The organism is Azospirillum doebereinerae, from assembly GCF_003989665.1.
GTDB lineage: Bacteria > Pseudomonadota > Alphaproteobacteria > Azospirillales > Azospirillaceae > Azospirillum > Azospirillum doebereinerae.
Genome location: NZ_RZIJ01000017.1, coordinates 135,700 through 153,475, shown reverse-complemented (window position 1 = coordinate 153,475; position 17,776 = coordinate 135,700). Strand labels below are relative to the sequence as shown.

18 protein-coding genes and 1 tRNA gene are annotated in these 17,776 nt (G+C 68.4%); 4 read left to right on the top strand and 15 right to left on the bottom strand.

Going from position 1 to position 17,776, the window contains the following annotated elements; translation table 11 throughout:
- Positions 1-9 precede the first annotated feature (9 nt).
- From tatB to EJ913_RS20425, 9 genes are all read right to left on the bottom strand, one after another.
- Entirely contained in the window at positions 10-495 is a 486-nt protein-coding gene (tatB, locus tag EJ913_RS20465; protein ID WP_127001321.1) for a Sec-independent protein translocase protein TatB, read from the bottom strand.
- Between the two features lie 56 nt (positions 496-551).
- On the bottom strand, positions 552-794 hold the full coding sequence (locus tag EJ913_RS20460; RefSeq protein WP_127001319.1) for a twin-arginine translocase TatA/TatE family subunit: 243 nt from the start codon (positions 792-794) through the stop codon (positions 552-554).
- A gap of 127 nt (positions 795-921) precedes the next feature.
- On the bottom strand, positions 922-1,545 hold the full coding sequence (gene scpB / locus EJ913_RS20455; RefSeq protein WP_127001317.1) for an SMC-Scp complex subunit ScpB: 624 nt from the start codon (positions 1,543-1,545) through the stop codon (positions 922-924).
- A gap of 8 nt (positions 1,546-1,553) precedes the next feature.
- Positions 1,554-2,339 (bottom strand): segregation and condensation protein A, encoded by a 786-nt coding sequence (locus tag EJ913_RS20450; RefSeq protein ID WP_127001315.1) that lies wholly within the window; start codon positions 2,337-2,339, stop codon positions 1,554-1,556.
- An 8-nt stretch (positions 2,340-2,347) separates the two neighbouring features.
- Positions 2,348-3,025: a site-2 protease family protein gene (locus tag EJ913_RS20445; RefSeq protein ID WP_127001313.1), complete on the bottom strand. Its 678-nt coding sequence runs from the start codon at positions 3,023-3,025 to the stop codon at positions 2,348-2,350.
- A gap of 17 nt (positions 3,026-3,042) precedes the next feature.
- A complete protein-coding gene (gene nagZ, locus EJ913_RS20440; protein ID WP_238521996.1) occupies positions 3,043-4,107 on the bottom strand; it encodes a beta-N-acetylhexosaminidase in 1,065 nt (354 codons plus the stop codon).
- Complete coding sequence (locus EJ913_RS20435; protein WP_127001311.1) at positions 4,094-5,119, bottom strand: SPOR domain-containing protein; 1,026 nt, start codon at positions 5,117-5,119, stop codon at positions 4,094-4,096. The genes nagZ and EJ913_RS20435 overlap by 14 nt, the downstream gene beginning before the upstream one ends.
- Entirely contained in the window at positions 5,116-6,876 is a 1,761-nt protein-coding gene (gene argS, locus EJ913_RS20430; protein WP_127001309.1) for an arginine--tRNA ligase, read from the bottom strand. The genes EJ913_RS20435 and argS overlap by 4 nt, the downstream gene beginning before the upstream one ends.
- A 3-nt stretch (positions 6,877-6,879) precedes the next feature.
- Positions 6,880-8,079, bottom strand: coding sequence for a deoxyguanosinetriphosphate triphosphohydrolase (locus tag EJ913_RS20425; protein ID WP_127001307.1), 1,200 nt, complete (start codon positions 8,077-8,079; stop codon positions 6,880-6,882).
- A 133-nt stretch (positions 8,080-8,212) separates the two neighbouring features.
- Here EJ913_RS20425 and erpA point away from each other — a divergent pair, with 133 nt between their 5' ends.
- The 4 genes from erpA (at position 8,213) to EJ913_RS20405 (ending at position 10,263) form a co-directional block, all read left to right on the top strand.
- Positions 8,213-8,599: an iron-sulfur cluster insertion protein ErpA gene (gene erpA / locus EJ913_RS20420; protein ID WP_127001305.1), complete on the top strand. Its 387-nt coding sequence runs from the start codon at positions 8,213-8,215 to the stop codon at positions 8,597-8,599.
- 16 nt (positions 8,600-8,615) lie between these two features.
- On the top strand, positions 8,616-9,389 hold the full coding sequence (locus EJ913_RS20415; RefSeq protein ID WP_127001303.1) for an exodeoxyribonuclease III: 774 nt from the start codon (positions 8,616-8,618) through the stop codon (positions 9,387-9,389).
- 131 nt (positions 9,390-9,520) lie between these two features.
- On the top strand, positions 9,521-10,093 hold the full coding sequence (locus EJ913_RS20410; RefSeq protein WP_127001301.1) for a hypothetical protein: 573 nt from the start codon (positions 9,521-9,523) through the stop codon (positions 10,091-10,093).
- 80 nt (positions 10,094-10,173) lie between these two features.
- Positions 10,174-10,263: transfer RNA gene (locus tag EJ913_RS20405), tRNA-Ser, on the top strand.
- 214 nt (positions 10,264-10,477) lie between these two features.
- Here the strand turns inward: EJ913_RS20405 and EJ913_RS20400 are convergent.
- From EJ913_RS20400 to ndk, 6 genes are all read right to left on the bottom strand, one after another.
- Positions 10,478-11,299, bottom strand: a complete 822-nt coding sequence (locus tag EJ913_RS20400) for a hypothetical protein (protein WP_127001299.1) — start codon at positions 11,297-11,299, stop codon at positions 10,478-10,480.
- 186 nt (positions 11,300-11,485) lie between these two features.
- Complete coding sequence (locus tag EJ913_RS20395; protein ID WP_211099013.1) at positions 11,486-11,809, bottom strand: terminase TerL endonuclease subunit; 324 nt, start codon at positions 11,807-11,809, stop codon at positions 11,486-11,488.
- On the bottom strand, positions 11,806-13,683 hold the full coding sequence (locus EJ913_RS20390; protein WP_127001297.1) for a response regulator: 1,878 nt from the start codon (positions 13,681-13,683) through the stop codon (positions 11,806-11,808). The genes EJ913_RS20395 and EJ913_RS20390 overlap by 4 nt, the downstream gene beginning before the upstream one ends.
- A 46-nt stretch (positions 13,684-13,729) precedes the next feature.
- Complete coding sequence (locus EJ913_RS20385) at positions 13,730-16,294, bottom strand: PAS domain-containing hybrid sensor histidine kinase/response regulator (RefSeq protein ID WP_238521842.1); 2,565 nt, start codon at positions 16,292-16,294, stop codon at positions 13,730-13,732.
- A gap of 196 nt (positions 16,295-16,490) precedes the next feature.
- Entirely contained in the window at positions 16,491-16,994 is a 504-nt protein-coding gene (locus EJ913_RS31770) for a hypothetical protein (RefSeq protein WP_185909869.1), read from the bottom strand.
- A 174-nt stretch (positions 16,995-17,168) separates the two neighbouring features.
- The gene (gene ndk, locus EJ913_RS20375) at positions 17,169-17,591 is read right to left on the bottom strand and encodes a nucleoside-diphosphate kinase (RefSeq protein WP_127001293.1); all 423 of its coding nucleotides are present in this window, start codon (positions 17,589-17,591) and stop codon (positions 17,169-17,171) included.
- Between the last annotated feature and the right edge of the window lie 185 nt (positions 17,592-17,776).

The following is a 17,776-nucleotide window of genomic DNA, read 5'->3' as shown; positions in this document are numbered from 1 at the left end:
GGCTTGTCTTTACGCCTGCTTGTCCGTCGGATGGGAAACGGCCGGCACGGGATCCGGCTTGGCCGGGACCGGCGGGGCCGAATCGGCGGTGGGGGCCGGAAGCGGCGGCGCGATGGCCGGCTCGGGCGTCGTCGCTGGGGCCGGAGCCTCCAAGGGGACGGAGTCCGTCGCGGCGGCGCTGTCCACCGGGCTGCCCGGATGGCCGGTCAGGCCGACGTCGAAGGCCTTGGACACCTCGCCCTTGGGGTCGATGGTGTCCTCCATCATCTTCTTGATGTTCAGGTCGCGGGTCTTCAGGGCTTCCTTGCGAAGCTCGTCCAACTCGGTCTCGCGCATCATGTCGTCGATGTGGGTCTGGAATTCGCGCGCCACGACGCGCGCCTTCCGCACCCATTTGCCGAAGGTGTAGATCGCCTTCGGCAGATCCTTCGGCCCGATGACCACGAGAGCCACGACCGCGATCAGCAGCAGTTCGGACCAGGCAATATCGAACATGGTATTCCGGCTTCAACGAAACGAAAAGGGCCGGGAGATGCCAGAGGCACCCCCGCTCAGCCGCGAACCGCCTCGTCCTTCTTGGCCGCGTGGTCGACCGTGTTGGCCGGCTGGTTCGGGATGACCTTGGCGGTCGCACCGGGGGCGGCAACATCCTCGTCGTCGTCCTTCAGCCCGGCCTTGAAGGCCTTGGCGCCCTTGGCCAGATCGCCCATCACCTTGGGGAGCTTCCCCGCGCCGAACAGCAGCAGCACGATGAGAAGGACGATCACCCAATGCCAGATGCTTGTGAAGCCCATGACGCCTGTATCCCGTTTGAACGACCTTGCGGCGGGCCGGCACTATGGCAGAAAGGGCAGTAGGCCGCAACGATTGCCCGGTTGCCGGAACCTTTTGATTAGCAAGCGTTCCTCGAAGGGCCGCGCCTCATTCCTCCTCGGAGGGAGGCGGTTCGTCGGGGGCCTCCCCGGCCATGGGGCCAAGCCCGAGCAGCACCGGCCGGGAATCGAGCAGGCCCGCCGCGCGCAGATCCTCCACGCTCGGCAGGTCGCGCAGGGACTCCAGCCCGAAATGGTCGAGGAAATGGTCGGTCGTCACCCAGGTCAGCGGACGGCCCGGCGTCTCCCGGCGGCGGCCGGGGCGGATCCAGCCATGCTCCATCAGGATGTCCAGCGTGCCCTTGCTGGTCGCCACGCCCCGGATCGCCTCGATCTCGGCGCGGGTCACCGGCTGGTGGTAGGCGAGGATGGCGAGCGTCTCGATGGCGGCGCGCGACAGCTTGCGCGACACCTCCTCCTCCTGGCGCAGCAGCGGCGCCAGATCGGTGGCGGTGCGGAAGGACCAACCGGCCCCGGTCCGCACGAGATTGACCCCGCGCGGCTCGTAATGGGCGCGCAGTTCGTCCAGCAGGGCAGCCACCTCGGGGCCGACGCGCGACGCCAGCGTTTCCTCGTCCAGTGGCTCGGCGGAGGCGAAGAGCAGGGCTTCCAACAGGCGCAGCTTGCCGATGCGGGCCTCGGCCTCTCCGGCGTCGGTGACTTCCTTGATCATGAATCCGGTCATTCGTCGGCGGCGCGCTGGGCGCGCCGGACATAGAGGGGGGCGAAGGCGCCGTCCTGGCGCAGTTCGACACGCCCGGCCTTGGCAAGCTCCAGCGTTGCCGCGAAATGGGCGGCCATGGCGGAACGGGTCAGCAGCGGGCCGCCCTCCTCGCCGGGCAGGAAGCTGGACAGCACGGTCCAGTCGGGCATGCGGCCCAGCAGGTCGGAGAGCCGGCGGACGGCGTCCTCCATCGAATAGAGGCGGATCGGGGCGATGTGCAGCACGCCGCCCTCCTGCCGCTTGCGGTGGTCGCCATAGGCGCGCAGCAGGTCGTAGAGCGTGACCTCGTAGACCGACTTACGGCGGATGTTGATGTCCTCGGGCGCGCCACGGGCGAAGACGTCCTGGCCCAGCAATGGCCGGGCGAAGAGCTTCGCGGCGGCCTCCTTCATCGCCTCCAGCCGCTGGAGCTGGAAGGCGAGCGCGGCGGCCATGTCCTCGCCGGACGGCTCGTCGTCCTCCTGCGCCGGCAGCAGCAGGCGGGATTTCAGATAGGCCAGCCACGCCGCCATCACGAGGTAATCGGCCGCCAGCTCCAGCCGCACCTTCCGCGCCTCGGTCACGAAGGCGAGGTACTGGTCGGCCAGTTGCAGGATGGAGATGCGGGTCAGGTCGACCTTCTGCTCACGCCCCAGCGCCAGCAGCATGTCGAGCGGCCCCTCGAAGCCGTCGAGGACGAGCATCAGCGGCTCGGACGCGGCCGCCAGGGGCGCCGCGTCCTCCGTCTTGCGGTCGGTCGCCATGAAAGGTCCTAATCGTTCCCGGTCAGCGTCTGGATGAAGCCGATCACGGCGTCCACCGGGGGGCCGAGCACCCAATGCATCACGCTGAGGTCCATGCCGATCTGCCGGCCGAGCATCGGCAGCAGGAAGAAGGCGCCCATCAGGATCAGCATGCCGTAGGGCTCCACCCGCGACAGCGGGTAGGCCAGCATGTTCGGCAGCACGCCGACCGCGACCCGCCCGCCGTCGAGCGGCGGCAGCGGGATCAGGTTGAACACCATCAGGATGACGTTGACCAGAATCGACACCTCGGACATGGCGCGCAGCCACGCCTCGGCCACGCCGTTCTGCGGATCGACCAAGCCCCAGAGCACCGCCGACGCCACCGCCAGCAGGAAGTTCGTCCCCGGCCCGGCGAGCGCCACCCACACCATGTCGCGGCGCGGGTGGTTGAGCCGCCCGAAATTCACCGGCACCGGCTTGGCCCAGCCGAACACGAAGCCGGTGGTGAAGTACATCAGCGCCGGCAGCACCACCGTCCCCAGCGGGTCGATGTGACGCAGCGGGTTGAAGGTGACGCGGCCCAACCGGTAGGCGGTGTCGTCGCCCAGCCGCCACGCCACGAAACCGTGCGCCGCCTCGTGCAGCGTGATGGCGAGAATGGCCGGAAAGGCCACGGCCGTCACGCGGAAGATCCACTCCTCCATCGCCGTTCCCCTTCCCTTCAGGCCGCGAGCCGGCCGAGCAGCTCGGCCAGGCGTTCGGACAATCGTTGCGGATCGGCGGGCTGCGGTTGGCCGCGCATCGCCTGGGCGCGCGCCCAGCGCTGGGCCGCCGCGTAGCTCATCGGCGGGACCACCTTGGCCACCGCCGCCATCTCGGCGCCGTCGCCGTTGCAGTGGAGCACGACGTCCATCCCCGCCGCCAGCACCGCTTGGGCGCGCTGGGTCACGTCGCCGTCGAGCGCGTTCATCGACAAATCGTCGCTGAACAGCAGCCCGTCGAAGCCGATGGGCGCGCCGCGCACGACCTCGCGCACCACGGTGGCGGAGGTGCTGGCCGGGGCCGTGGGGTCGATGGCCGTCAGCACGACGTGCGCGACCATGCCGAGCGGCAGGTCGGCCAGGGCGCGGAACGGGGCGAAGTCGGTGGCCTCCAGCGCCTCGCGCGGGGCGTCGACGACGGGAAGCTCGGCGTGGCTGTCGCTGAAGGCGCGGCCATGGCCGGGAATGTGCTTGATCACCGGCAGCACCCCGCCGGCCAGCAGCCCGTCGGCCGTCGCCCGCGCCAGCTCCGACACCAGGGCCGGGTCGCGGGAGAAGGCGCGGTCGCCGATGATGTCGTGGGCGCCCTCGACCGGAACGTCGCAGACCGGGGCGCAATCCACCGTCACGCCGACCTCGGTCAGCATATGGGCGAGCAGCCGGCCGTTGATCCAGGCGGCTTCGCGCCCGGCCTCGCGGTCCTGGTCGGCGAGCGCGCCGAAGACGCCCATCGGCGGGTGCGACGCCCAGTTCGGCGGGCGCATGCGGGCGACGCGCCCCCCCTCCTGGTCGATCAGCACCGGAGCGTCCGGGCGGCCGACGCTGGCGCGCAGGTCGGCGACCAGCGCCGCGACCTGGGCCGGGGTGTCGCAGTTGCGGCGGAACAGGATGAAGCCGAGCGGATCGGCTTCGCGGAAGAAGGCTGCTTCGTCGGCGCCGAGCGTGAGCCCGGCGCAGCCGAAGACGACCGCGCGTGGCCGGTGGGGTTTCACCGGCGGCGATGCGGCGGGGTCAGGGACGGACAACCACACACCCCGTGTTTTGCGCGCGCAGCTGGGCGCAGATGGACTTGGCGCGGGTTTCGTCGGCGCCGGCTCCCTGGACGCGGTAGAAGACGCCCTTCTCGCCCAGATCGACCTTGGCGACCTGAAAGGACAGCCCGCCCAGCGCGTCGGGGTAGCGGCCGGCGATGCGTTTCCATTCGGACGCCGCCTCCCCTTCGCTGCGCACCGAGGCGAGCTGGATGCGCCAGGATCCCGAGCCGCCGGTGACGGCCGGAGTCGCCGCCGGCTTGGCGGGTTGCGGGGCCGGCTGGACGGCGGGTTGCGCCGGGGGCGGGGCCGGAAGCTTGGCGACCGCTGCCGGAGCGGCCGGCGGCGGAGCCACGGCCTTGGGCGGCGGCAGGGCGGCCTGCTGCTGGGCCGGGGCCGGCGGTTTGGCGGCGGGCTGGTTGACGGCCGGCTGGGACGCGGGCGGCTTCGGGGGCTGCGCCGTGGCGGCCGGCTTCGCCGGAACCGGGGTGGACGCGGCCGGAGCCGGAGCCAGCGGGGAAGACGAAGGGGGCGCCTCCGCCGCCCCGTCGCGCGGGACCGTGGAGGTCGCGCCCGGCGGCGGCGGAGGAAGCTGCGCCACGGTCGGCGCGGCGGGCATCGGCGGGGGCGCCGGCATCGGCGGTGTCACCACCGGGCGTGGCAGCGGTGTCTCCGGCGGCGGCAGCAGCCGTTCCACGCTGGGATGGTTGCCGCCGTTGGCGCGCTCGTTCAGCCGCTGGTAGACCAGCTTGTCCTGGTGCGGCACTTCCATGCCGCCCGGCTGATCGGGGCGCGACTTGGTCGGCGCCGGATCGGCGGTCAGCAGCGGCGGGCCGTCCGAGGACATGCGGTCGCCGCCCCGGTAGCCGACGATGACGGTGCCGGCGAAGGCGACGATGCCGACCACGGCGAAGCCCAGCGCGAACAGGCCGCGCTTGCTCCGGCCCTGCGGCGGCGGGGCGCCGTAGGGATCGGTGGCGTAGTTCACGTCGCCCTCGTACTTCATGAACGCAGCTCCTCCGCCGGCTCCACGCCCATCACCTTCAGGCCGGACGCGATCACCGTGGACACCGCCGCGATCAGCGCCAGACGGGCCACCGTGACCTCCTCGTCGCCCTCGATCAGGAAGCGCAGCGAGGTGTCGTCGCGGCCCCGGTTCCACAGCGCGTGGAACTCGCTGGCGAGGTCGTAGAGGTAGAAGGCGACGCGGTGCGGCTCGTGCGCGTCGGCGGCGGATTCGACCAGGCGCGGCCAGGTCGCCATCCGCTTGGCGAGCGTCATCTCCTCCTCGGCGTCGAGGCGCGCGAGGTTGGCGCGGGCGGCGAGCGCCGCCGGTTCCTGGTCCACATGCGGCAGCGCGGTGGCCGCGTGGCGCAGGACCGAGCGGCAGCGGGCGTGGGCGTACTGCACGTAGAAGACCGGGTTGTCCTTGGACTGCTCGGTCACCTTGGCGAAGTCGAAGTCCAGCGTCTGGTCGTTGCGCCGGGTCAGCATGATGAAGCGGACGACGTCGCGGCCGACCTGCTCGATCACGTCGCGCAGCGTGACGAAGGTGCCGGCCCGCTTGGACATCTTCACCGGCTCGCCGTTCTGCATCAGGTGCACGAGCTGGCAGAGCTTCACGTCGAGCGACGCCTTGCCCTCGGTCACCGCCGTGGTGGCCGACTGCATGCGCTTGACGTAGCCGCCATGGTCGGCGCCCCACACGTCGATCAGGTTGGCCGAGCCACGGCGATATTTGTCAAAGTGATAGGCGATGTCGTTCGAGAAGTAGGTGAAGGAGCCGTCCGACTTCTTGAGCGGCCGGTCCACGTCGTCGCCGAAATCGGTGGACTTGAACAGGGTCTGCGGGCGCGGCTCCCAGTCGTCGGGCTTCTTGCCCTTCGGGGGCTCCAGCACGCCGGTGTAGATCAGGCCGCGCTCCTCCAGCGCCCTGAGCGCGATGTCGACCGCCCCGGCCTGCACCAGGGCGCGCTCGCTGCTGTAGACGTCCATGCGGACGCCCAGCACGCCGAGATCCTCCTTGATCCAGCCCATGATCATGGCGATGGCGAAGTCGCGGCAGGCTGGCAGCCACTCGGACTCGTCCTTGTCCAGCCACGCGTTGCCGTCGCGGTCGGCCAGACCGGCGCCGACCTCCTTGAGGTATTCGCCGGGGTAGAGGCCGGCCGGGATGGTGCCGATGTCCTCGCCCAGCGCCTCGCGGTAGCGCAGGTAGGTCGAGCGGCCCAGCACGTCGACCTGGGCGCCGGCGTCGTTGATGTAGTACTCGCGGGTGACCGCGTAGCCGGCCTTCTCCAGCAGCGCCGCCAGGGCGTCGCCGAACACCGCGCCGCGCCCGTGGGCGGCGTGCAGCGGGCCGGTCGGGTTGGCCGAGACGTACTCGACGTTCACCGGCAGGCCCTTGCCCATCGTGCTGTCGCCGTAGGAGGTCCCGGCGTTCAGCACGTCGCGGACGCGGTCGCGCCAGACGTCGGCCGTCAGCCGCAGGTTCACGAAGCCCGGACCGGCGATCTCGACCGAGGCCACGTCGGGCCGCGTCCTGAGCTTCGCCACCAGCAGTTCGGCCAGCGCGCGCGGGTTCATCTTCGCCGGCTTGGCGAGGATCATCGCGGCGTTGGTGGACAGGTCGCCATGGGCGGCCTCGCGCGGCGGTTCGACCGTCAGACGGCTGCTGTCGAGGCCGGGGGGAAGCGCGCCCTCGGCGGCCAGCTCTTCCAGCAGCGTGCGAATATCGTTCTCGAAAGCCTTGAAAATATTCATCGTCTAGGTCTTGGCATCCATGTCGAAAAGTCGGCCGTATTCGGCCAGCGCGAAGCGGTCGGTCATGCCGGCGATGTAGTCGGCCACACAGCGCGCCCGCGCCGCAAGGTCGGCGTCGCCGTCGTGGAGGCTGATGTCGCGCTGCCATTCCGGCGGCAGCGTGTTGGGCTCGGCCATGAACAGGTCGAACAGCGCCTTCACCACGCGCTTGCACTTGCTCATCTCGCGGTTCACGCGGAAGTGGCGGTACATGCGCTGGCGCAGGAAGACGCGGACCGGCCCGTGCGCCTCCCACATGGCGGGGGAGAAGCTGACCATCGGCAGCGGCTGGGCGCGCAGCTCGGCGGCGCTGCCCGGCCTGTGCTCGGCCAGACGGCGGCGGGTCTCGGTGGTCAGGTCGCCGACCATGGCGTTGATCATCCGCCGCACCGTCTCGTGGATCAGGCGCGAGCGTTCCAGATTCGGGTAGAGGTCGCAGACCTGCCGGATCACCGGGCCGACCAGCGGCAGCTCGGCCACCTCGTCCACGGTAAACAGGCCGGCGCGCAGCCCGTCGTCGATGTCGTGGTTGTTGTAGGCGATGTCGTCGGCCAGCGCCGCCACCTGGGCCTCGGCGCCCGGATTGGTGTGCAGCTCCAGGTCCCACTCGTCGGCGAAGCCGGCGATGGTGGTGGGCAGGCGGCGGCCGGGCAGCATGGGCAGCAGCGGGCCGTTGTGCTTGACCACGCCCTCCAGCGTTTCCCAGGTCAGGTTCAGCCCGTCGAATTCGGCGTAGCGGCGCTCCAGCCGGGTCAGGATGCGCAGGGTCTGGTCGTTGTGCGAGAAGCCGCCGTAGGGCTCCATGCAGGCGTTCAGCGCCTCCTCCCCGGCGTGGCCGAAGGGGGTGTGGCCGAGGTCGTGGGCGAGCGCCACCGCTTCGGCCAGATCTTCGTTGAGGCCCAGCGTGCGGCTGATGGAGCGGGCGATCTGCGCGACCTCCAGGCTGTGGGTCAGCCGGGTGCGGTAATAGTCGCCCTCGTGATAGACGAAGACCTGGGTCTTGTACTTCAGCTTGCGGAAGCCGCCGGAATGCACGATGCGGTCGCGGTCGCGCTGGAAGCACGAGCGCGTCGGGCTTTCCGGCTCCGCCACCAGCCGCCCGCGCGTGTCCGCCGGGTTGCAGGCATAAGGGGCCAGACGTTCCTGGGAAAAGTCCGCCATCATGGGGCGGACACTACCCATGGGGGGACGCGGGCGCAACGGCGAAGGCGTGCTATGCCGTGGCGGAACTTTGACGTGGGCACCGATCCCCCCTACATTCGTGGTAACTTCCCGCATCGCACCAGAGGCGACCGCCATGCCCGACACCGCGATCCCGGCCCAGACCGCCGAGCAGACCACCGACGACACCGCCGCCCGCGTCCTGACCGTCAGCGAGAGCGCCGCCAAGCGCGTCGCCTTCCTGGTCGCCAACGAGGGCAACCCCGCCTTGATGCTGCGCCTGACGGTGTCGGGCGGCGGCTGCTCCGGCTTCCAGTACGGCTTCGGCTTCGACGACGCCGTCAACGAGGACGATTTCGTCTTCGAGAGGAACGGCACCAAGGTGGTGACCGACGACGCCTCGCTCGACCTGCTGGCCGGATCGACGCTGGACTATGTCGAGGATCTGATGGGCGCCGCCTTCCAGATCAAGAACCCCAACGCCACCGCGTCCTGCGGCTGCGGCAATTCCTTCGCCGCCTGACCGGGGTTCGGATTTCGTGAAGATCGCCACCTGGAACGTCAACTCGGCGAAGGCCCGCCTTCCGCTGATCACCGACTGGCTGCGTGCGGCGTCCCCGGACGTCGTGCTCTTCCAGGAAATCAAGTGCGAGACCGCCGCCTTCCCCCGCGCGGCGTTCGAGGAGCTCGGCTACCACGTCGAGGCGGTCGGGCAGAAGGCCTACAACGGCGTCGCCCTGCTGTCGAAGACCCCGGCCGAGGACGTGCTGACCCGCCTGCCCGGCGAGCCCGAGGACGAGCAGGCCCGCTACGTCGAGGCCACGGTGGCCGGCGTGCGCATCGCCTCGCTCTACCTGCCCAACGGCAACCCGATTCCGGGGGAGAAGTTCGCCTACAAGCTCCGCTGGATGGACCGGCTGAACGCCCACGCGCGCGATCTGCTGGCCCAGGAGATCCCCTTCGTGCTGGGCGGCGACTACAACGTCATCCCCGAGCCGCGCGACGTGTTCAGCCCGGCCGCCTTCGCGGGCGACGCCCTGTTCCAGCCGGAGACCCGCGCCAAGTTCCGCGCGCTGGTCAACCTCGGCCTGACGGAAGCGTACCGGGCGCTGCACGACGACGACCGCGCCTACACCTTCTGGGATTACCAGGCGGGGTCCTGGCCGCGCGACCTCGGCCTGCGCATCGACCATTTCCTGCTGTCGCCCCAGGCGGCCGACCGTCTGGCCGGCTGCACCATCGACCGGGGGCCGCGCGGCGGCGAGAAGGCGTCCGACCACACCCCGGTCGTGCTGGAGCTTCGCGACGCCTGACGGGGTGCGTCCCGTGGATGTCACAGCGTTTCGTTAAGGTTTCCACGGCTAGGCTCGACGCATCCGGATGTAGGGCGCGCGTCGGGCCGCCCGGCCCCGGAGCATCCCCTCAACGGAGGCGACGGGCGGGCATGGTCTGGAGGCGCACCCACAGCCGCGAGGGCATCCGCGACCTGCTGTCGGCGGTCGAGCAACAGGCGGCCAAGGCCCTGCGTCTGGCCGAGCGCGCGCAACGCGACATCGGCCGGGGCCGTTTCGCGTCCTTCCTGGACTTCCGCAAGCAGGTGGAAGAGGTCCGCGCCCTGCTGACCCTGACCGAGGGGCGGGTGAAGGACGTGGAGGATTCCAAGCAATCCGACCTGCGCGCCGAGTTCGAGCGGATGGACCTGTTCCTGATGGGGGTGATGGCGAAGACGACGCGCCGCTGCTTCGCCGTGCTGCGCGACGACCAGGCGCTTCCCATCGGCGCCCGCGAGTTGTTCGAGCCGGAACTGCGCGTGATCGAACAGACCCGCGACCGCCTGAACCGCCCGCATTACGAGGGCCGCGTCCCGCCCGAGGTGCTGGAGGATCTGGCGGCGACGGCTGAGCTGATCCGCCGGATCATCGCCCGCGCCCCCAGCCTCCCCGACTTCTCCGACAGCCCATCGGCGCCCAAGCCGGTGAAGCGGTTGCGGACGCTCAGCCGCGCGATCCGCAACTGAACCGGAATCCGCGCGCGAGGCTTGACCGGAGCCCGCGCATTCGCTACTCCGATCTTCCGCGCCGCGACCGCCGCGCGGATGGATGGGTGGCCGAGTGGTTTAAGGCTCCAGTCTTGAAAACTGGCGTAGGTGCAAGCCTACCGTGGGTTCGAATCCCACCCCATCCGCCAGTTTTTCGCGCTAGAACGTTTATTTTACAGGGAAATTCTCTCCGGCGCATTCCTCTTCCCCACAATTTATCCCACACTTTGCGGTGAATTGGCGCCGCTGTTGGCGGACGTTGGTGGACGAGTTTGCTATAAGCAGGGCGAGCGAGCGAGTGGCTTCAGTCGAGCAGGCAGGGGGCGCCCATGCCTACGCATCCGCCCCCGCCATGCAGGGTCATCAGATAAAAGATGAGTGATCTTGCAACAGATGTAGCGCCTCATGAGATAAAAATTCGTCCGTATGTAGTGCAAGACTGCCAACGGATAGGAAGTAATATACGGTGCGCAGCTTTCTTAAAAACCGCCGATCATCGGTAACTATAACGTCTGCGGCCGATCCGTAAATGCTATGCGATATGTCATGCATGCGAGAACGATATTTTTTCACAGGCTCCGGCGAATACCTGATTGTCTCCATAAAGTTGAAAAGAAGCTCAAAAATAACTTCAACGTCTTCATGGCGCCACCTAAGGGAAGGAAAGCTCGCTTGTTCTCTAAAGCTATCAACTTTATGGAAGGCCTCGTTTCTAACACGCTTCAACATGAACCCCCGAAAAGCAGATCGAACGTCCTCATTGTCAAAAACACGGTCGTATGGAATATTGGTTGAGACATTGGCGGTAAACGTCTTGCCTTCGTGTTCAGAAAATTCTCTCAATCTGCTTTCTTCTAAATCATGAAGATAGTCATTCGGAGCTGCCACAACTCTTTTATAACACTCTAAGCTTGCCTCCTTCAATAATCTGGTCGGGCGCCCCCGAGCCGGATGCAGCTCCATTTGTTCTGTAAATCTATCAATGAAACCTAGTTTTTCCAGTATCATTTCGTCAGACGCTTTGCCATGAAGTTTAGATACTGATATTTCTTCAATGTGAGCGGGGCTGTATGGAAATATTACCTTCTTAGAACTTCTAAGTTCTTCAATTTTTTCGCTAACTTTCGGTAAGCAGCCATCCATCAGCTTCATTAATATATTGTAGTCAAGGTATATCACGGCCATTCTCGTTACTCCTTTCTGAGTGTCCGTTGAGAAAGGTAGGAATTTATCGAAATATGGCGGTCTGCGCCCCCCTTGTCATCACCGCCGACGGTAAGGAACCTGTTCAGCCGATCTGCGGCCTCTCAGATGCGGGGGCCTTCGTCGCGCGACAGAATAGCCATGACTTTATTGAACCGGCTGGGTGGGTCAGCGTTCACACGAAGAAGGCTTCGTCGGGCACGTCGAGGTCATAAATCGAGCCGCCCACGCCCTCACCGTGCATCGCCAGCGATACGGCAAGGCGCACGCCACAGCGCCGTCGATCCGCTCGCGCGCCTTGCCCTTGCTGAACTGCCGGTTGTCGGCGCGGTCGGTCTCCACTTGGATGTTGTCGAAGCACCAGCGCAACACCTCATGCCCGCCATGCTGGAACTGCCGCCCGACGATGGCGCGCTCCAGTTCCTTGATCGCCGGCGCCATCGTGATCCAACCTTGCCGCACCTCGATAGCCGGATAGCCGTCCTCCCTCACTCCCCCATCCCCTTCTGCGCCAAGACCAGGAACACCTTCTCCTCCAACTGGTCCGGCGTGAAGGGTTTGGCGATGTAGCCGCTCACCTGATGGGCCAGCGCGCGTTTCACCGCCTCCAGCGTGGCGAGCGCCGTCACCATCAGGAACGGCAGGTCGGTCCGCACCTCGCGGACACGCTTCAACAAATCCAGCCCGTTCAAACGCGGCATCATCCAGTCGCAGATGATCAGGTCGTATTCGGCACCGGCGGCGGTCAGGCGCTCCAGCGCCTCCTGGCCGTCGGCGGCCGTGTCGATCCGGCCGATGCCGAGGTCGCGCAGGACCGAGGCCACCAGCTTGCGCGGCCCCTCCTCGTCGTCCACCGCCAGGACGCGCTGGGTGCTCAGGTCGATGAAGGGCACCCCCACCATCGCCAGCGATTGCCGCAGCCACGCCACCCGCGCCTGACGCTCCTTGGGGCTGGCCGCGTTCAGCAGGAAGCCGCGCACGAAGCGCGGGCGGTGGGTCTGGCGGTACAGCGCGCGGGCCACCGCGACGCGGCTCTTGCCGGTGCAGAAGGCGCCGTCGCCGGCCAGACGGACGATCTCCAGCACGGCCTCGGGCGGCGGGTCCTCCTTGGTCTGGATCAGGGGGGCCAGCACGCGCTGGGTGCGCAGGAAGGCGTTCTGGATGTCGTCGACCTGACCGGCGATCCAATCACGGTCCTCGGACGGGAAGTTGCTGGCCAGCACCAGCTTCTGCACCTCGGCCAGCCCCTTCAGCTTGTCCCCCCGCTCCTTCCAGCAATCGAGCAGCCGGCCGGCGAAGTCGCGGCTGTCGAAGAAGCTCTTGAGATAGGCGTTCACCGCGCGGGCGGCGGTGGGCGACAGCGGCATCTTCTGGAGGACAAAGAGGATGCGCAGCTTCTGCGCGAAGTTGCGGCCCTTGGTGATCTCCGGGACCGTGTCCTCGTTCACCAGGATCGCGGTGCGGCGTTGCAGCGCGGTCTCGGTCTTGGGGCCGCCGTGATAGGCGCCCTCGGCGTCGCGCAGCCGGGCCGACAGGTCGCTCAACGCCATGATCTCGCGCTGCACCGCCTCGATGCCGAACATGTCGCCGGCGCTGGCGATGGTGAAGCAGGCCGGCTTGCCCATCTCGCGCCGGAAGGCGACCATCAGGCTGTCGGTCAGCTCCGGCAGGGGCACGCGGCGCATCAGCTCGTGGAGCTTGCGGAACACCGGCGGCGCCGTGTCGGACAGCGGCCGGTCGGCCGCCACCAGCGTGACGATCAGGTCGATCAGGTCGGTGAAGGGCGCGTCCTGGGCGCAGGAGGCGGTGCCGGCGTCGCTGCGCAGGATCTCGCCGAGCAGGCGGGCGATGGGCGCCAGCGCGTCCGGGCTGTCGGTCTTCTCCGCCAGCGCCAATAGCGCCTTGGCCTTGTCCGCGAAGTTGCGGCCGGTGACGATGTGGTGCGACAGCGCCGCGTCCAGCAGGAAGCGGCCGAGGAAGCCGCGCACGCCCAGCAGGTCGGCGGCCTCGGCCTCGTAGGTCTCCGGCGTCAGGTCGGGGGGCGGGTTCTCCTTGGCGCGCTCGCGGGTCAGGCGGGCGATCTCGTTGACCAGCGGGGTCAGGGCGCCCTTGCGCTCCATCGTCCGCTCGACCTGGGTCAGGATGGCGACGAAGGTCGGCGTGTTCGACAGGGCGTTCTGGTGGCGGTTGTTGTGCAGCAGCTCGGTCGCGGTCAGCGCGCTCTCGTCGAGGAAACGGCGGCAGAAGCGGCCGACGCTGTCGCGCGCCGCCGGGGTGTAGAAATCGCCCGGCTCGCGGCATTCCGTGGCCTGGGATGCGGATTCGCCGTCGATGTCGTCCGGTGGTGCTGCGCTCTCCGACGCCATGCGCGTCCTCTCCCTGGGTCTCGTTCTTCGTTTGTTTCCTGACGGCTCAGTCGGCCATCAGGTCGCGCAGCGCCTGGAGCAGGCGTTCGGGCGGCACCGGCTTCATGACGATGTGGCGGCCCGCCTGCGCGGTCAGCCCGGCCGCCGTCTCCTTCGACGCGTAGCCGGTCAGGAAGAGGATGCGCAGGTGCGGGTTGCGCTCCTCCAGCGCGCGGGCGAGGTCGGGGCCGTTCATGCGCGGCATCGACACGTCGGTCACCACCGCGTCGAACAGCCCGCCGGCCTCGTCGTAGCGCTCCAGCGCCTCGACGCCGTCGGCGGCCTCCGTCACCACGCAGCCGGCCTCCTCCAACGCGATCCGCAGATAGGTGCGGACGGAGGTCTCGTCGTCCACCAGCAGGATCGCGGCGCTCTCGCCCTCGCCGAGGGTCAGGCTGTCGATCGGGGCGGCGGGTTCGGGCGGCGGCACGGCGGGCAGGTAGACGGAGAAGGTGGTGCCCTGCCCTTCCTCGCTCTCCATCTCCACCACGCCGCCGGCCTGCTGGGCGGTGCCGTAGACCATCCACAGGCCGAGGCCGGTGCCCTTGCCCGGCTCCTTGGTGGTGAAGAAGGGCTCCCAGACGCGGTCGCGGATCGCCTGCGGCACGCCGCAGCCCCGGTCGGCGACGCGGACCACGGCGTAGGGGCCGGGACGCAAACTGCCGTGGCGGGCGAAGAAGGCGCTGTCGGGGGTCTCCACCGTCAGCGCGATGGTCAGGGCGCCGCCGCCCGGCATGGCGTCGCGGGCGTTGAGCGCGAGGTTCAGCAGGGCCTGGTTCAGCGTCACCGGGTTGACCAGCGTGTGGGCGTCCTCGTCACGGATGTCGATGGTGGTGTCGATGCCGGCGCTGATCAGCGGCTTCAGGAACACCTTCAGGTCGCGCAGCACCTGGGCGACACCGACGACCTCGTGCTCCTCCGAGACGCGGCGGTGGGAGAAGTCGAGAAGCTGGCCGGTCAGGGCCGCCGCGCGCTCCGACGCCTTGGCGATCTCCTGCACGCAGGTCACGACGCGCGCCTCGTCGCCGGGGCTGCGCTCGGCCAGACGGGCGAAGCCGCCGATGGCGGTCAGCATGTTGTTGAACTCGTGGGCGATGCCGCCGGCCATGCGGCCGACCGCCTCCATCTTCTGGGCGCGCTGCAACTCGCCTTCCACCCGGCGGCGGTCGGTCACGTCGTTCAGGATCAGCAGCACCGCCGGTTCGCGCCGGTAGACGGCGGGCGAGGCGCGGACCTCCAGGAAGCGGCGCTCGCCCGATGGGCGGATCGCCTCGCACTCCACCTGCTGGCCGTTGCCGTCGGCGGCGGTGGACAGGCGGGCCTCCAGCCGGTCGCCTTTCTCCAGGAAGGGTGCCAGCGGCACGTCGGACAGGCCGCCCGCCCCGACACCGAGGATCGAGGCGGCGGCGGTGTTGGCGAAGCGGATCGCCACGCGGTCCCAGATGACGATGCCGTAGGGGGCCATCTCGACCAGCTGGCGGTAGCGGCGTTCGCTCTCGCTGAGCGCCGAGACGGTGCTTTCCAGGCGGCAGGTCTGGCCGGCGAGCTCCTCCTCGCGGGTCTTCAGTTCGGTGATGTCCATCAGGAGCTTGACCACGCCGCCGGTGCCGGTCGCGTGTTCGCTGATGCGGTACCAGCGGCCGTCCGACAGCAGGCCGTTCACCGGGGCGGAATGCTCCAGATGGCGTTTGAGGCGCTGCTCCACCCAGTCGCCGACGTCGCCGTCGATCTCGTGGCCGCCGCGCTCGGCCGCCGCCCGCAGGATCTGGGCGAAGGTCGTGCCGGGGACCAGCAAGTCGGCGATGGTGGGGTAGGCTTGGCGGTAGCGCTCGTTGCAGATCAGCAGCCGGCCGTCGGCGCTGAACAGGACGAAGCCCTCCGAAATGCTGTCGATCGCGTCGTGGACCACGGCCTGCATGAAGCGCGCCTCGACCAGCGCCAGCGTTTCCGCCGTCATGTCGACGCCGCTGCCCCGGTATCCCTGGAACCGCCCGTCCGGGCCGCGCACCGGGACGGCGCTGAGTTGCAGGAAGAAGCGCCGTCCGCTGGCGTCCTCGAAGGTGACCTCCAACTCGTGGAAGGGCTCTCCGGCCTCGATGTCGGCCTTGTACTCGGCCCAGGTGGCGGAATCCTCGACCAGTTGGGCGAGGTCGAGCAGGGAGTGGCCGAGAACGCTGCGCGGGTCGCGGCCGAGGATCGTGGTCAGCCGGTCGGAGACGTAGACGTAACGGTGGTCGGGGCCGGTCTCCCAGAACCAGTCGGTCGAGGATTCGGCGAAGTCGCGGGCGCGGCGGCGGGCGTCGCGAACGCTGTCGGTGGCGGCTTCCAGAGCGGCGGCGGAGCGTTTCAGGGCCGAGGCGTCGCGCAGGGCGCGGCGGACGCCCCACAGGGCCAGAACGGTCGTGACGGACAGGGCGCCAAGGGCCGGCGCGTTCGCCTCCCCGGCGGACAGCAGGGCCAGCAGCGAGCCGGCGCCGGTCAGCGCCGCCAGCGCCTCCGGCAGGGCCGGCCAGCGGCCATGCGGGGACTTGACCGTATTGCGGATCGGTTCGGCGGCGTTTGCAACGTCCACGGGACCTCCGTCCGACGAAGAGGGCATCGGTCCGATGGCGATCCATCGAACACCCCCTGTCTTAGAAGGCAAGCCGTTAACACGAAGTTTCGCCGCAAAACTTTCAGGCTTTTATCGCACAATCTTTCGGCATCGACTTGGTGACGAAAGCCAAAGGGATTGTGCAAACCTCATACTACTCGCGCGTTTCTGCGCCTCACACGCCGATGTCGATGTCGATCTCGTCGTCGTCCTGGGGCGCGCGGCCCAACAGCAGGTCGGCGGCGTCGAGCGTCAGCGCCTCGACCTCCTCGTTGCGGTCCTCGTCGGGCAGGCGCAGCGCGTGCATCAACTGGGTGGCGAGGTGGATCAGCATGGCGCGGACGCAGTCGTCCTCCGGGAACTCCAGGGCGACCGTGTCCTGAAGGAAGGCGCCCAACTGCTCGGGCGTGTTCCACGGGTGGGTGACGACGCTGGTCAGGCCGCTGGTGCCGAGGAAGACGCTGTTCAGCGCGGTGGCCTGCCGGTTGATGCCGTCTATGGCCTCGTCCTCGCCAACGCGGCCGTGCAGCACCTCCTGGAAGGCGGCGAGGCTCTGGTCGATGAAGCCGCGGACCAGCAGGCGGACGACCGCCTCGTCGGCCAGATCGTTGCTGCCCTTGGTGAGGACGGGCAACGGCTCCAGAAGCGCCGCGATGATGTTGCTGCTCTTGGGATCCATCGGGACGACTCCTGGGAAGACCACCGGGCCTTGAGACAACCGCCGGCCGGGTGGAGCGTGGAATTTCCGAATACGCGAGATTGCGCGTTCTGTCCATAAAACGCAAAAGACCGCTCCCTCGCGGGAGCGGTCTTCCGTGCGCGACCGGACCCTATTCAGGTCCGAACCGCAAAATCAGCCGACGATCTCGGTCCCCGAGAAGAAGTAGGCGATTTCCTGGGCGGCCGTGTCGGCGGCGTCCGAACCGTGAACCGAGTTCGCCTCGATGGATTCGGCGAACTCCTTGCGGATGGTGCCCTCGGCGGCGTTGGCCGGGTTGGTGGCGCCCATGATCTCGCGGTTGCGCAGGATGGCGTTCTCGCCTTCCAGGACCTGCACGACCACCGGGCCGGAGATCATGAAGGAGACGAGGTCGTTGAAGAAGCCACGCTCGCGATGCACGCCGTAGAACTGCTCGGCCTGGGCCTTCGACAGCTGCAGACGCTTCTGGGCCACGATGCGCAGGCCGCCGTCCTCGAACTTGGCGTTGATCTTGCCGGTCAGGTTGCGGCGGGTGGCATCGGGCTTGATGATCGAGAGGGTGCGTTCAACGGCCATGGCGGTGGACTCCTGCGGGATATAAAAGCTTGTAGGCGCCGACCGATGGTGCGGGGCGCCGATTGGGCGGCTTTATAGAGGCGCTTGGGCGGCGCGGCAACCCTGTTCCGACGCCGGCACCACAATGTCAAGAAAGCGCCATGGGCTTCGACCGGTTCCAATATGGAGCCTCGCGTGCTACATCC

What these genes read in the sequence shown, in the direction of transcription:
- tatB (WP_127001321.1), bottom strand. Translation starts at nt 495, where the DNA reads ATGTTCGATATTGCCTGGTCCGAACTGCTGCTGATCGCGGTCGTGGCT.
- EJ913_RS20460 (WP_127001319.1), bottom strand. Translation starts at nt 794, where the DNA reads ATGGGCTTCACAAGCATCTGGCATTGGGTGATCGTCCTTCTCATCGTG.
- scpB (WP_127001317.1), bottom strand. Translation starts at nt 1,545, where the DNA reads ATGATCAAGGAAGTCACCGACGCCGGAGAGGCCGAGGCCCGCATCGGC.
- EJ913_RS20450 (WP_127001315.1), bottom strand. Translation starts at nt 2,339, where the DNA reads ATGGCGACCGACCGCAAGACGGAGGACGCGGCGCCCCTGGCGGCCGCG.
- EJ913_RS20445 (WP_127001313.1), bottom strand. Translation starts at nt 3,025, where the DNA reads ATGGAGGAGTGGATCTTCCGCGTGACGGCCGTGGCCTTTCCGGCCATT.
- EJ913_RS20435 (WP_127001311.1), bottom strand. Translation starts at nt 5,119, where the DNA reads ATGAAGTACGAGGGCGACGTGAACTACGCCACCGATCCCTACGGCGCC.
- argS (WP_127001309.1), bottom strand. Translation starts at nt 6,876, where the DNA reads ATGAATATTTTCAAGGCTTTCGAGAACGATATTCGCACGCTGCTGGAA.
- EJ913_RS20425 (WP_127001307.1), bottom strand. Translation starts at nt 8,079, where the DNA reads ATGATGGCGGACTTTTCCCAGGAACGTCTGGCCCCTTATGCCTGCAAC.
- erpA (WP_127001305.1), top strand. Translation starts at nt 8,213, where the DNA reads ATGCCCGACACCGCGATCCCGGCCCAGACCGCCGAGCAGACCACCGAC.
- EJ913_RS20410 (WP_127001301.1), top strand. Translation starts at nt 9,521, where the DNA reads ATGGTCTGGAGGCGCACCCACAGCCGCGAGGGCATCCGCGACCTGCTG.
- EJ913_RS20400 (WP_127001299.1), bottom strand. Translation starts at nt 11,299, where the DNA reads ATGGCCGTGATATACCTTGACTACAATATATTAATGAAGCTGATGGAT.
- EJ913_RS20390 (WP_127001297.1), bottom strand. Translation starts at nt 13,683, where the DNA reads ATGGCGTCGGAGAGCGCAGCACCACCGGACGACATCGACGGCGAATCC.
- EJ913_RS31770 (WP_185909869.1), bottom strand. Translation starts at nt 16,994, where the DNA reads ATGGATCCCAAGAGCAGCAACATCATCGCGGCGCTTCTGGAGCCGTTG.
- ndk (WP_127001293.1), bottom strand. Translation starts at nt 17,591, where the DNA reads ATGGCCGTTGAACGCACCCTCTCGATCATCAAGCCCGATGCCACCCGC.